The 13490-nt window shown below is 65.3% G+C and carries 9 protein-coding genes and 1 pseudogene; 4 read left to right on the top strand and 6 right to left on the bottom strand.

Annotation, left to right across the window (positions count from 1 at the left end; all coding sequences use genetic code 11):
• Positions 1 to 178: 178 nt before the first annotated feature.
• The gene (locus MKK88_RS22080) at positions 179 to 394 is read right to left on the bottom strand and encodes a hypothetical protein (protein ID WP_244003512.1); all 216 of its coding nucleotides are present in this window, start codon (positions 392 to 394) and stop codon (positions 179 to 181) included.
• Positions 395 to 1410: 1016 nt separating this feature from the next.
• Between MKK88_RS22080 and MKK88_RS22085 the strand changes: the two genes are divergently transcribed.
• Positions 1411 to 4608, top strand: a complete 3198-nt coding sequence (locus tag MKK88_RS22085; protein WP_244003514.1) for an efflux RND transporter permease subunit — start codon at positions 1411 to 1413, stop codon at positions 4606 to 4608.
• Between the two features lie 13 nt (positions 4609 to 4621).
• Positions 4622 to 5893, top strand: a complete 1272-nt coding sequence (locus MKK88_RS22090; RefSeq protein WP_244003515.1) for an efflux RND transporter periplasmic adaptor subunit — start codon at positions 4622 to 4624, stop codon at positions 5891 to 5893.
• Positions 5894 to 6339: 446 nt separating this feature from the next.
• Here the strand turns inward: MKK88_RS22090 and MKK88_RS22095 are convergent, their stop codons facing one another.
• From MKK88_RS22095 to MKK88_RS22115, 5 genes and pseudogenes are all read right to left on the bottom strand, one after another.
• Positions 6340 to 6570, bottom strand: coding sequence for a DUF6894 family protein (locus MKK88_RS22095; protein ID WP_244003517.1), 231 nt, complete (start codon positions 6568 to 6570; stop codon positions 6340 to 6342).
• A 204-nt stretch (positions 6571 to 6774) separates the two neighbouring features.
• A protein-coding gene (locus MKK88_RS22100) for an IS3 family transposase (protein WP_244003518.1) occupies positions 6775 to 7916 on the bottom strand; the annotation gives its coding sequence in 2 pieces (ribosomal slippage) (positions 6775 to 7649 and positions 7649 to 7916; 1143 coding nt in all).
• Between the two features lie 66 nt (positions 7917 to 7982).
• Positions 7983 to 8648: pseudogene (locus MKK88_RS22105) on the bottom strand (pyridoxal-phosphate-dependent aminotransferase family protein); the annotation flags it as partial.
• Between the two features lie 63 nt (positions 8649 to 8711).
• Positions 8712 to 9497, bottom strand: a complete 786-nt coding sequence (locus MKK88_RS22110; RefSeq protein ID WP_244003520.1) for an enoyl-CoA hydratase — start codon at positions 9495 to 9497, stop codon at positions 8712 to 8714.
• Entirely contained in the window at positions 9494 to 10762 is a 1269-nt protein-coding gene (locus MKK88_RS22115) for a CaiB/BaiF CoA transferase family protein (protein ID WP_279602463.1), read from the bottom strand. The genes MKK88_RS22110 and MKK88_RS22115 overlap by 4 nt, the downstream gene beginning before the upstream one ends.
• A gap of 226 nt (positions 10763 to 10988) precedes the next feature.
• Between MKK88_RS22115 and MKK88_RS22120 the strand changes: the two genes are divergently transcribed.
• Both MKK88_RS22120 and MKK88_RS22125 read left to right on the top strand, forming a co-directional pair.
• Positions 10989 to 12326: an MFS transporter gene (locus MKK88_RS22120; RefSeq protein WP_244003522.1), complete on the top strand. Its 1338-nt coding sequence runs from the start codon at positions 10989 to 10991 to the stop codon at positions 12324 to 12326.
• A gap of 83 nt (positions 12327 to 12409) precedes the next feature.
• Complete coding sequence (locus tag MKK88_RS22125; RefSeq protein ID WP_244003523.1) at positions 12410 to 13123, top strand: GntR family transcriptional regulator; 714 nt, start codon at positions 12410 to 12412, stop codon at positions 13121 to 13123.
• Positions 13124 to 13490 lie beyond the last annotated feature (367 nt).

A 13490-nucleotide genomic window follows, 5' to 3' on the forward strand; every position in this document is an offset into this window, starting at 1 on the left:
CGGCTACCAGCCACCCGCGCCGGAGGTCGTCCTCTGGCCAACCGAACCGAGCGGATCAGTGCCGTCCGCTCGCCCTGCCATCGTCAGCCGACCGACGATGCACTAACTTCGAACTCGGGCCACCGAATGGGGGCAGGCCACCTCCGGCCCGAACGGGCATCTGAGCGATGCGGTGAGCCTACGTAACAAAATGCGCCCGCTCCATGACCTCGCAGGTATCGGCCCGCAGCCGCCAGTCGGAGATGCCGAGGGCTCGGCAGAAGAGCGCTTTGGCCTCCCAGGCCGCGCTGACGTCCGATCGCGCGCGAAGCCGCGTGCGGCGTTGCACGATGCATCGATCGTGTCCGGCGCCGTCCAGGACGATTTTGTGGAAGGTGATGAGATAATCGCGCATGAAGCCTCCCCGCATAGGACGCTTCAAACCTGCCGAATTTATCTGGCTGCGCTTTGATCTGAAACAATGCCCCGACGGGAAGCGGCCGGCCGGAATTGGCCGAAAGCGGAACGGCCGCTTCGGAGAAGCCCGGTCGAAAAAGCAGACAGCCTCCTACCGACCGAGGCTGTTTCAAAACTCGAGGAAATTGCGACCTCGTAGAAGAAAACACCCCACATTGATCGTGAGCGATCCCCAGATCGACCGTCTGAAGGTGACACAAGGTTCGCTAGGCCGGTGTCATACTCATTTGGGGAATAATTTTCTGCGGCAGCCGATTACATTCGGGTTTTGAGACAGCCTCGACCCAACCCGGTCACGCGGACCACCGTCGCCGGTTCTCCAAAGCAGCATTTCGTTAGCCCTCCGGCAACTTCGGCTCAGGGTAGGGAGCGGAAGTTAGGTCCGAGTTCAGAAGGAGACCCTCGGAGTTGCGCCCTTCAGGAACGTCCGAGGCCTTTGGCATGGTCGAAGCGGACCTCGGTACGACTCACCGATCCTCATCGTGAAAAATGCGTTCACCATCCGAAACCCGTGGTTAATGCGCCTCGGCCAATCAAACTCGTTACGGTCTCGCTCGGGGCATCGACGTCTACCTCAACGAACGAAGAGCCGCCGACCCGGCGCCCCGTGTCGTCCGAGATCCGCTTCAAATTTGAAGCGCAGCTGGGCGAGTTCCGCCACGCCCTCATCTGAGCGGAAGCTCAGTTTGCATCAGAGGCGGCGAAGCTTATCAAGATGCAGTAAACGCTCGTTGTGCCATAAAGATACGCAGGGAAGGCTATTTAGGGCCGTCAGTGACAGCATAAGTGAATAAAATGCTTGTTTATAGAGAATTGTGTCTCCATGTTTCCAGCCACTTTGCAGGAACAACATCATCAAATTGCCACACTGGCCCGATGAATGCATAATACGATATATTTCTGTACGCGGCCGTCAGGACCCGTCGACCGGATTAATCGAGGCAAATTCAAGGTATGGCGGCGATTGTCCGACTGGCCCTGCTGCGGCCCTACACCTTCGTCGTGATGTCGATCCTGATCCTGATCTTCGGGGTCATGGCGATCGTGCGCACCCCGACCGACATCTTCCCCCGCATCGGCATCCCGGTGATCAGCGTCGTCTGGCAGTACACCGGGTTGCAGCCCGACGACATGGCCGGGCGCATCGTCTCGGTGTTCGAGCGCTCGCTGACCACCACGGTCAACGACATCGAGCACATCGAATCCCAGTCGGTCCCGGGCTACGGGATCGTGAAGATCTACTTCCAGCCCGGCGTCGACATCACCGCAGCCCAGGCGCAGGTCACATCCATCTCGCAGACGCAGCTCAAGCAGCTGCCGCCGGGCGTCACGCCGCCCCTGATGCTCGCCTATAACGCGTCGAGCGTGCCGATCATCCAGCTCGCCCTGTCCAGCGACAGCCTCTCGCAGACGGCGCTCAACGACCTCGCGCAGAACTTCATCCGGCCTCAGCTCACTACGATCCCCGGGGCGCAGTTGCCCTACGCCTACGGCGGCGCCGCGCGCCAGGTGCAGATCGATCTCGACCAGTCGGCGTTGCACGCCCACGGCCTGTCGGCGGCCGACGTCGGCGCAGCCTTGGCCCGGCAGAACCTGATTAACCCAGTAGGCACCCAAAAAATCGGGACCTTCGAGTGGATCGTCGACCTCAACGACTCACCCAAGACCATTGAGGCGTTCAACGACCTGCCGGTCAAGGTCGTGGACGGCGCCGTGGTTTTCATGCGTGACGTCGCCCATGTGCGCAACGGTTCGCCGCCGCAGACCAACGTCGTCCAGCTCGACGGCAAGAAGGGCGTGCTCATGTCGATCCTCAAGATCGGCAACGCCTCGACATTGGATATTATCGCCGACGTCAAGGCGCGCCTGCCCGCCATCCAGGCGGGGCTGCCGGCGGGCGTCGACCTCAAGTACGTGGCCGACCAGTCGGGCTTCGTGCGCGATTCCGTGGTGGCGGTGGTTCGCGAGGGAGTCATAGCCGCGGCGCTGACCGGCCTGATGATCCTGGTTTTTCTGGGCAGCTGGCGCTCGACCTTGATCATCACCGTGTCGATCCCGCTCGCCGTGCTTTGTTCGCTGATCGCGCTCTCGGCTCTTGGGCAGACCATCAACGTGATGACGCTGGGCGGACTCGCGCTGGCGGTCGGCATCCTCGTCGACGATGCCACCGTGACCATCGAGAACATCAACCGGCACATGGAGGAGTTCGGCGAGGACATCGTCACCGCGATCACCCGTGGGGCGCAGGAAATCATGCCGCCGGCCACCATCGCTCTGTTCTGCATCTGCATCGCCTTCGTGCCGCTTCTGGCGCTTGGCGGCGTGGCGGGTTTCCTGTTCCGGCCACTGGCGATGGCGGTGGTGTTCGCGATGATCGCGTCCTACGCGCTTACCTACACCCTGGTGCCGACGCTGGCGCGCTACCTGCTGACCGAGCACGCCCACGGACAGGATCCGGCCGGCAAGCCCAGCTTGTTCGTCCGGTTTCAGCGCGGCTTCGAGCGCCGCTTCGAGGCCCTGCGGCAGGCCTATCTCGGACTGCTCGGCTTGGCGCTGTCGCGCCGGAAATCCTTCGCGGTCGGCTTCCTCGCGGTGGTCGGCCTATCGTTCGGCCTCGTCCCTTATCTCGGGCGGGACTTCTTTCCTGACGTGGATGCGGGGGCGCTACGCATCCACCTGCGGGCTCCCACGGGCACGCGCATCGAGGAGATGACGGCGCTGACCGGGCGGGTAGAGGGAAGGCTGCGCGCGCTGATCCCGCCGGGACGCGTGGCCAGCGTTGTCAACAACATCGGCCTTCCGATCAGCGGCATTAACATTTCCTACGGCAACAGCGGCACCATCGGTACCTTCGACGCCGACATGCTTGTGACCCTCGAGGAGGCCGGAAGAGGTGGCGAGAGCAGCCCATCGACCGCGGCGCTGATCCGGCAGTTGCGCCAGCGTTTGCCGCAGGATTTTCCCGGCGTGACCTTCGCGTTCCTGCCCGCCGACATCGTCAGCCAGATCCTGAACTTCGGCTCCCCCGCCGCCCTAGACGTGCAGGTAGCCAGCCGCGACGTAGCGGGGGGCCGCGCCTACGCCAACATGCTCCTAGCCCGGGTCCGCCGCGTAGCCGGGGTGGCGGACGCGCGCATTCAGGAGCAGGCGCGCAACCCCGCGCTGCGGGTCGATTTCGACCGCGCGCTTGCCGGGGTCGTGGGCCTGACCGAGGGCGACGCTGCCGCGAGCCTCCAAGCGACGCTGTCGGGTAGTACGCAGACCGCCCCGACCTACTGGCTCGACCCGCGCAACGGAGTGTCCTACCCGGTCTCCGTCCAGACGCCGCAATATTCGATCGACACGCTGGGCGCACTCAACAACCTGCCGATCACCGCTGCCCGCGCGGAGCAGCTCCTGGGGGGCTTGGCGTCGATTCGCCCGGAGCCGCTCAGCGCGGTGGCGACCGACTACAACATCGCCCCCACCGTCAACATCCTGGCCACGACGCAGGACCGCGATCTCGGCGGCGTCACCGCGGACATCCAGCGGGCGATCGACGAGACGCGGGCCGACCTGCCGAAGGGGGCGACCGTCACGGTGCGCGGGCAGGCGGTGACCATGGCACAAGCCTACCAGCAACTGCTCGTGGGTCTCGCCTTCGCGATCGTGCTCATCTACCTGCTCATCGTCGTCAACTTCCAGTCCTGGGTCGACCCGTTCGTCATCGTGACCGCGCTGCCGGCGGCGCTCGCCGGCATCGTGTGGATGCTGTTCGCCACGCACACCCACGTCTCGGTGCCGGCGCTGACGGGGGCGATCATGTGCATGGGCGTGGCGACCGCCAACTCGATTCTGGTCATCAGCTTCGCCCGCGAACAGCTCGACGCGGGACGCACGGCGATCGAGGCCGCGCTGGCAGCCGGGGCGACGCGTCTGCGGCCTGTGATGATGACCGCGCTGGCGATGATGATCGGCATGGCGCCGATGGCGATCGAGCCGGGTCAGAACGCCCCGCTCGGCCGCGCCGTGATTGGCGGACTGCTGTTCGCCACGCTTGCGACGTTGTTCTTCGTGCCGGTGGTCTTCGGCATCGTGCATGGGCAGCCCCGCCGCGCCGGGGCCCGGCGCGAAGACGCTTCCCCCCAAGCCCTCTCATCCCCATCAGCCTAACCCCAGATCACGCATGCACCCCACCCAACACGTCAAATCCGAGGACGCCGCGCACGCGGGCGCCGAGGCAGCTATCGCGTCGCCTCGCCCCCCATCGGGGCGCCGGGTCGGCCTGCTGCTGGCGGGCGTGGCAATCGGCGCAGCGGCGCTCGCCTGGGTCGGCATCAACGATCGGGCGAAGGGGATGCAGGAGGTCAAGAGCTGGACCGAACAGCAAGCAGTGCCCACCGTCCGTCTAGTGCACGCGCGGCGCGGGCCCATGGACGAGGACCTGACCCTGCCCGGTTCGCTGAGCGCCTTCTACACCGGTACGTTGTATGCCCGCGCTAGCGGCTACGTCACGGCCTGGCACCGGGATATTGGCGCCCGAGTGCGCAAGGACGAGGTGTTGGCCGAGATCTCGGCGCCCGACCTCGACCAGCAACTCGCCGAAGCGCGCGCTACCCTCGTTCAGCTCCAGGCTGCGGTCGAGCAAGCCCAAGCGAACGCCGATCTCAGTGCAGCTACCAACAAGCGCACCGCCCGCCTCGTGACTCAGGGCTGGTCGAGCGAGGAGCGCGGCGACACCGACCGCTTTACCGCGGCCTCGCGTACGGCGGCCCTATCGGTGGCCAAGGCAAACATCGTCGTCCAGCAGGCAAATGTCGGGCGTCTGGAGGAACTAACACGGTTCAAGGAGGTCCGAGCGCCCTTCGACGGCGTCGTAACCGCGCGCAACGTCGACATAGGCGACCTGCTCACCGCGGGGGGAACCTCGGGGCGGCCGCTCTATCGGGTCTCAGATCTCCACCGGGTGCGCGCTTACGTGAACGTGCCGCAGGCCTTCCTCGCCGTGATGAAACCGGGGCTAAAGGCCTCCTTGCGCGTTCCGGGGCAGGAGGCATCGTTCGATGCAGAGGTGACCTCCACAGCGAACGCCATCGCGGAAGACTCCCGCAAGGGCCTCGTGGAGCTCGAGGCTGACAACCCAGAAGGCAAACTCTGGCCGGGGGCGTTTGTGGAGGTGCGGTTCCACGTGCCTTCAGACCCGGGGACGCTGCGCGTGGCTGCCACCACGCTGGTTTTCGACCGCAACGGCACGCAGGTGGCGCAGGTGGGCGACGACCATCGGGTCGCGCTCAAGCCGGTGACACTCGGGCGGAACCTCGGCGACGAGGTCGAGGTACGAGCCGGCGTGGGCATTGCCGATCGGCTGATCGACAACCCTCAAGAGTTCCTGGCCAGCGGAGACGTCGTCCGCGTCGGGGGGGAGGAGACCGCGCCGCGTACCGCCTCAGCGAACTGACGGTAGACTCCGTGGCCGACGTTCTAGGCCTCCGCGCGGTGCAACCCTACTTGCTATTGCGAATGGGACCGGCTCCCCTGCAACTGGACCATACGGCGCTTTCGCTGGCCGCCGGCGGCCCCGTCATGGCAAATGGACGCAGGCGTCTGCTTTGCCGCGTCGAACGCGCTACACCTGCCGGACAGCTTCCGGCCAAGCTTGGTCACGGATCAAGATCAGCCTGCCCATAAGCTGACTTTCTCGACTTCAGAAAAGGGCCGGGACGGGTCCCCGCGGCGATGTCTGCTTCCATGCATTTGCCAACCCGAAGCGGACAGGCAGGGAACCACCATTAGCAGCCCTCCCGCTCCCGACCCAACGCAGACTCTCGGTCGGCTCTGACAGAGTCCGGTAAGCAGACATGGTCGGCTGCAACCGCCCCTTCACGTGAGCGGGGCGGGAAAGTCCTATTGGTCCGTGATCGTGATGTTGATCCGGGCAGACATCACACGACGACCGCTCTCATCACGCGCGCTTGCGGTGAATTCGTCGACGCCACGCTCCTGGCCCTCGTCGCGGAGGATTTCCGTCAAGGCGGTGCGAAGCAAACAGCGAAGCGCTTCCCGGTCCTGAAGCACCACTCCTTCGTTGTCGATCGCATCCACATGGTCGAACGTGTCGATGAAGTAGCGCGGCACCTACGCCTCCCGGATCGCGTACTCATCTGAGAACTAACCGGGGTTAGGAGGAGTGGTTCGCTTCGCCCGCAGCAGGGACGCTTGCGAAGCCTCCTGGTCCGGCCCTGTGACCGGTCACGCAGCCGAACCATCCACAAGCTACTGGCATCCGTTCGTTTGGAACCACTGACCTGACCGGTATTTTGGACCGAGCCAATTGAGAGGCTACTGCATGGTGGCGGTCATGGGTAGCGGGAAGGCCAGATCCGGGTAGCTGACGGGCGCGGGCGGCCGATAGCCTAGCGACGAATGCGGTCGAACGCGGTTGTAGGTGGTTTGCCATAGACCGATCACGATCTGCGCTTCCCTCAGCGAGTAGAAGATCTCCTGGCGGAGACATTCGTCGCGTAGCCTGCCGTTGAAGCTTTCACAGTAGCCATTCTCCCACGGAGATCCTGGCGCGATGTACTGGATCTGTGAGCCAGCTTTGGCGACCCACTTGCGCAACGCCTTCGAGATCATCTCTGGGCCATTGTCGCAGCGGATGTGCTCCGGGATGCCGTGCAGGCACATGGCATCGGCCAGCGTCTCGATCACGCCGACGCTGTTGATGCGCCGCGCCACCTTCAGCGCGAGGCAGGCCCGGCTGTGCTCGTCGATCAGCGTCAGGATGCGCAGAGAGCGCCCATCGTGCGTCTGGGCCTGCACGAAATCGAAGCTCCAGACGTGGTTGCGGTGAAGCAGTCGTAGCCGCACGCACGAGCCGTCGTTCAGCCACAGGCGGCTGCGGGGTCTATGTCGGCTGGGGACTTTCAGCCCCTCGCGACGCCAGATGCGCTGAACCCGGTCTTTGCCGACCTGCCAGCCGGCTGCCTGTAGCAGCGCGGTGACGCGGCGGTAGCCGTAGCGTCCGTACTCGGACGCCAGGGCGATGATGGCCTGGGTCAGCTCATCCTCGTCGGGCAGTACAGTGGGCAAGTAGCGCTGCGTGCCCCGGTGCTGGCCGACGATCCGGCAGGCGTGACGTTCCAAGAGGCCGTACTTCTCATGGATGCCGTCCACCGCCTGCCTGCGTCGCTCGGGGGCTACAAGTTTCCCGAGGCGACGTCCGCCAGCACTTGCTTCTCTAAAGAAAGGTCGGCGACGAGCCGGCGCAAACGAGCGTTCTCGCGCTCCAGATCCTTCATCTTTCTGGCTTGATTGATTTGAAGACCGCCGTACTCCTTGCGCCAGCGGTAATAGCTTTGCTCGGAGATCTCCGCCTCCCTGCATGCACGGGCTAAACTCTTGCCCTGGGCCGTCTGCACCTCAATCTGGCGCAGCTTGAGCACGACCTGCTCCGCGTTCGTCTTCTGACCTCGTCGCATGTCCAACTCCTTTGGTCCTGGCTGATCCTCTCAATCAGCCCGGTCCAAAGCCAGCCGGTCAGGTCAGTTGGTCTTCGAAGCCGCGCGGGCCTTCTGCGAGATCGCCGTGAACCCAAGGCCCGGGGGCAGCATCAGGCCCTTCTGAGAGCAGGCGACGGTCACGTCGATGCCCCACTCGTCGTGGCGCAGGTCGGCCGAGCCCAGACCCGAGATGGACTCGACGAGCAGAAGGGCCGGGTGATGCGCGGCGTCGATCGCGTGCCGGACCTGGGCGATGCGGCTCGTCACGCCCGTCGAGGTCTCGTTGTGGACGACCATCACCGCCTTGATCGCGTGCGCCCTGTCCTGGGCGAGCTTGGCTTCCACGATGGCCGGATCCGCGCTGTGGCGCCAGTCGCCCGGTACGAACTCAACTGTGATGCCCCATCGGGCGGCCATCTTGCTCCATAGCGTAGCGAAATGCCCGGTCTCGAACATCAACACCCGGTCGCCCGGCGAGAGCGTGTTGACGATCGTCGCTTCCCACGCCCCCGTGCCGGAGCCGGGAAAGATCACGACGGGTCCCTCGGTCTGGAAGATCGCCCGGCACCCTTCGAGCACCTCCCGACCGAGCCGGCCGAATTCCGGCCCCCGGTGATCGATCACCTGCCGGTCCATCGCCTGGAGAACACGCTCGGGCACCGGGCTCGGGCCGGGGATGTTGAGAAAATGCCGTCCCTGGTGAAGGGTCATGACGTGTCCTCTTCCAGTGCTGTCGCGAATGAGCCGTGCTAATTGTCGGATCAGGCCGCGACGTCAGGCGCCCGACCAGGCCGCAGGCCTCTTGTCGAGGAAGGCCCGGACGCCCTCGGCGAAATCCTGGCTGCCGTAGCAGGTTCGGATGCCGGCGCGGCCGTCGGCGTCGGGATCGAGGGCGAGCGCCGTCAGCATCTCCCGGGTGACGCGCATGGTCACCGGGGCGTGGCCGAGCAGACGTTGGCAGAGCTGCGTCACGCGCGCGTCGAGGGTCTCGGGCCTCTCGATTGCGGCGAGGTAGCCGAGCGGCTCCAGGCTCTCGGCCGTCGGCATGTCGGCCAGCAGAAGCATCCGTTTGACGGTGCTCAGGCCCAGCGTCGCCGTGAGGCGACGCAGGTTCGCCGGCGACAGGCAATTGCCGAGGGTGCGGGCGATCGGAACGCCGAACCGCGCGCCCGGTGTGGCCACCCGCAGGTCGCAGGCATTGGCGATCGCAAGTCCGCCGCCGACTGCCAGCCCCTCGATGACAGCGATTGTCGGGACGCGCACGCGTTCCAGCCCAGCGACATAGGCATCGATCCGCGCCTCGTAGGCGACCCCGTCCTCCCCGGTGAACCCCACGAACTGCTCGATGTCGGTGCCGGCAACGAAGGCCTTGCCGCCAGCCCCGCGTAGAACCGCGACGCGAATCGTCGGGTCAGCCTCGATCCGGGCGAGGCCGTCGGCCAGCTCCTCGTACATCCGCCACGTCATCGCGTTGCGGGCGGCGGGCCGGTCGAACGTCAGATGGGCAATGCCATCCTCGGCGCGGTAGCGGACCGCGCCCTCCCGCTCGGTCGCGCTCACGGTGCGAATGCGCCGCCCGCGCGCAGCGCCTCGGTATCATCGTCGTCGAGGCCGAGCTCCCGGAGCAGGCTCTCCGTATGCTCGCCCAGAAGTGGGGCATGCATCCGGGTGCGCGGCGGCGTCCCGGAGAACTTCACCGGGAAGCCGATATTGGGCACGCTGCCCTCGTTGGGATGCGGAACCTCGATCCGCATCTCACGATGGCGGCCGTGCTCGCTCTCGAACGCCTCCGGATAGGTGTTCATGCGCCCCGCCGGGATGCCGACCGCGAGCAGGTGAGTCACCCATTCCTCGGCGGTCCGTTCGGCGAAGCTCGTCTCCAATTCCTCGATCAGCACGTCGCGGTTGGCGAGTCGCGCCGGGATGTCTGCGAAGCGTGGATCGTCGACGAGGTCAGTTCGTGCCAGCACGTCGCAGAGGAGCCGCCAGAGCTTCTGGTTGGTCGCGCCCATGACGAAATAGCCGTCCGAGGCGCGCACCGCCTGGTAGGGCGCGCTCATCAAGTTCGCAGTCCCGAGTGGTTTCGGGATGCGGCCAGTGCCCCAGTATTCCGAAATATCCCAGATCGAGAACGCCAGGGCGGAGTCGAACAGCGACGCGTCGATGTACTGGCCCTCGCCGCTCGTCTGCCGGCCGATATAGGCGCTCAGGATGCCGTAGACGCAGAACAGCGCGCAGCCGATGTCGGCCACCGGCACGCCGGCCTTGACGGGAGGCCCGCCGGGATGGCCGGTCACGCTCATCACCCCCGACATCGCCTGAGCCATCAGATCGTAGCCAGGCCGCATCGCCCAGGGACCGGACTGACCAAAACCCGAGATGCTGGCATAGATCAGGCGCGGGTTATGCTCGCGCAGCACCTCGTAGCCGAGCCCGAGCTTCTTCATCACGCCCGGCCGGTAATTCTCGACCAAGATATCGGCGGTGGTCACGAGCTTCATGAACAGCGCGCGGCCAGCCTCGCTTTTCAGGTTGAGCGCGATGCTGCGCTTGTTCCGGTTCATGTTGAGGAAGCCCATGCTGTCGGGCCCCTTCATCTTGAACCCCATGGCGCCGCGGGTTTGGTCGCCCGTGCCGGGCGGCTCGACCTTGATGACGTCGGCGCCAAGATCCGCCAGCAGCATGCTGCAGAACGGCCCCGCCATCACCTGCGTGACGTCGAGAACCCGTAGGCCCGCCAGCGGTAGCGGGCGGGTAGGCGCCGTGGCAACCGCATCCTCCGGCGCCTGAGTCGAGCGATCGTCGGGACGGCCGATATCATCCATCTGAAGCTCTCCTCCCACGACGCATCCTGGGCGTCGCCTTTTTGCATTCTGCATGCATAAGACGATTTCCGGTGCGTGCAACGCATTTCCGGCCGTCACGCAGAAAAATGCATTTTGCGTGCAAAATGCATCTTGCGGAGCCCCGCTCCCGCGCGCAGTCTGAGCCGAGACAAGCAGCGACATGCGATGGGTGCGGAGCCAACCGCGCCCACGGGAGGAGCAGCCGATGAGCCTGGGATCCGGCGGCGTCACGCACGCCCTACGCCGTACGTTCACGACGACGCGGGGGCGCGTCTTCGCGCTGCTCTGCCTTGTCTACTTCATCACGTACGTCGATCGGGTGAACCTCTCGACGTTGGCGCCGCTGATGGCGACAGACCTTCACCTGAACAACGTCGAGCTGGGCTTTGCCCTGTCCTCGTTCGGCTACACCTACGCGCTGTTCCAAATCCTCGGCGGAATGACCGCCGATCGCCTCGGCGCGCGTCGGACCCTGGTCCTGTGCGGGATTGTGTGGACCGTTGGGACACTTCTGACCGGGTTCGTCGGCGGCCTAGTCACCCTCGTCCTCGCCCGCCTGCTTCTGGGCATAGGCGAGGGCGCGACCTTCCCCGCCGCGACCACCGCGATGACACGCTGGGTTCCGCAGGCCGAGCGCGGCTACGCACAAGGTGTCGTCCACTCCTGTTCGCGGCTGGCCAACACCGTAACGCCGCCCTTGGTCGTCCTGATGGCGACCTATCTCGGCTGGCGCGGCACCTTCATGGCGCTCGCCGCGGTGAGTCTGTCCTGGATTATCGTTTGGGGCCTGTACTTCCGGGATGAGCCGAGCGCCCATCCGGGTTGCACGCCGGAGGAGCTGGCGGAGTTGCCGGCGCCGCGCAAGTCGGCTGGCGGCTCATCGGAGCCGACCCCTTGGACGGCGCTCCTGCGCGGTATGCTGCCGACGACGCTGGTGTACTTCTGCTATAACTGGACCTTGTGGCTCTACGTGACCTGGCTGCCGAGCTACTTCGTCAAGGCGCAGGGCCTCAACATCAAGGAATCGGCGTTCTTCGCCTTCGGTGTGTTCGGTGCCGGTGTCGTCGGCGACGCCTTGGGGGGCATCTGGGCCGACCACATCTATCGCCGGACCAACGACCTCGCGCGGGCGCGGCGCACGGTCATCGTCGTGAGCCTGCTCGGCTCGATGGTTTGCTTGCTCCCCGTGCTCTTCGTTCACGAACTCGCGGTCGTCGCGATCTGTCTGAGCGGCGCGTTCTTCTTCCTCGAACTGACGGTTGGCCCGATCTGGGCAATCCCGATGGACGTGGCGCCGAAGCATGCCGGCACCGCCAGCGGCATCATGAACACCGGCTCGGCGATCGCCGGCATCGTCTCGCCGCTGGCCTTCGGCGTGATCGCCCAGCTCTCGGGAAGCTATGCCCTGCCATTCGTCGGCTCGATCGCCCTGCTGCTCGTCGGTGCGGTGTTGGCTTGGCGGGGTCTGCCACGCGGCGAGGTGACAGGGGTCGCGGCGGCACCCGGTCCGTCGCCCACGGCGGTTCCGGGAAACGCGGTCTAGCGCGATACAGCCACCGAACGATGTTGCCGGGGGCGCAGGTTCGATATGAAACGGCAGGACAGAGAGACCTCCTGACGATCGCGATGACGCAGCCGACGACCCTCATCCGGACAAACCTCCACGATATGCTCGTCGCCGGCATTCGCGAGATGGTGATCGTTGGCGTGCTGCGCCCCGGCGACAAGATCTCGGAACAAGCGCTCTGCCAGCGCTTCGGGGTCTCACGTACGCCGTTGCGCGAAGCGCTGAAGGTCCTCGCCTCGGAAGGCATGCTCCAGCTGCTGCCCCGACGCGGCGCCATCGTGGCGAATGTCAGCCCGGAGGAGATCGACGAGCTGTTTCCCGTGATGGCGGCGCTCGAGGCGCTCGCGGGTGAATTGGTGTGCAAACATGCCAGCGATGAAGACTTGGCGCGGTTGGGCGCCATCCACGATCACATGATGAGCGCTCACGCGGCCAAGGATGAGCCGACGTACCTGCAGGCGAACCGCAGCTTCCACGAGACTCTCGTGTCCGTGGCCGGAAACGCCACGCTGACAGCCAGCTATATGCAAATCCTGACGCGAACGCGGGCGTTTCGTTTCGTTGCTCGCAAGAGCACGGAGAACTGGCAGGCCGCAGTGCGTGATCACCACGCGATCATGGACGCTCTGAAGGTCCGCAACGCCACGCGATTATCTCGGCTTCTGCAACGGCACGTGATGGGCGTGACGGTCAAGATCGCTCGGGATGCCATCACCGCAGCCGCCGACGAGAACGCCTCCATCGAAGCCGGCGAGCTGCCGAAATCTGCCTAATAGCAGTCCGACTTTGGCCAAAATCGGAACGACCGCTTTGGAGAAGGCTGGCCTGTAAAGCAGACGGCCTGCTACCGACCCAACCCAGCCGCCTGGACCGCCATGGACGCTTCTCCGAAGCAGTCATTCGTCTGCCGTCCAGCAACTTGGGCTCAGGATGGCGAGCGGACCTTGAGCCTTGGCCCGGAGCGGACGTTCCGCAGAAGCCGGTCTACGGCGTACCCGTGAGCGGACGTTCGTCGTCGCGTGGGTTCAGGTGGAGATACTTCGGATCAAACTCGGCGAAATCCATCAGCCGCGCAGCGTTGGGAATGCGCAGGCGCTTACTCCTCCATTCGAGCAGGCCCTGACCTCTCAGATCTTGAAG

Source organism: Methylobacterium sp. E-005, from assembly GCF_022829725.1.
Taxonomy (GTDB): Bacteria; Pseudomonadota; Alphaproteobacteria; order Rhizobiales; family Beijerinckiaceae; genus Methylobacterium.

Bases quoted from the DNA above. Each gene is read 5' to 3' on its own strand.
- MKK88_RS22080 (WP_244003512.1), bottom strand. From the start codon at position 394: ATGCGCGATTATCTCATCACCTTCCACAAAATCGTCCTGGACGGCGCC.
- MKK88_RS22085 (WP_244003514.1), top strand. From the start codon at position 1,411: ATGGCGGCGATTGTCCGACTGGCCCTGCTGCGGCCCTACACCTTCGTC.
- MKK88_RS22090 (WP_244003515.1), top strand. From the start codon at position 4,622: ATGCACCCCACCCAACACGTCAAATCCGAGGACGCCGCGCACGCGGGC.
- MKK88_RS22115 (WP_279602463.1), bottom strand. From the start codon at position 10,762: ATGGATGATATCGGCCGTCCCGACGATCGCTCGACTCAGGCGCCGGAG.
- MKK88_RS22120 (WP_244003522.1), top strand. From the start codon at position 10,989: ATGAGCCTGGGATCCGGCGGCGTCACGCACGCCCTACGCCGTACGTTC.
- MKK88_RS22125 (WP_244003523.1), top strand. From the start codon at position 12,410: ATGACGCAGCCGACGACCCTCATCCGGACAAACCTCCACGATATGCTC.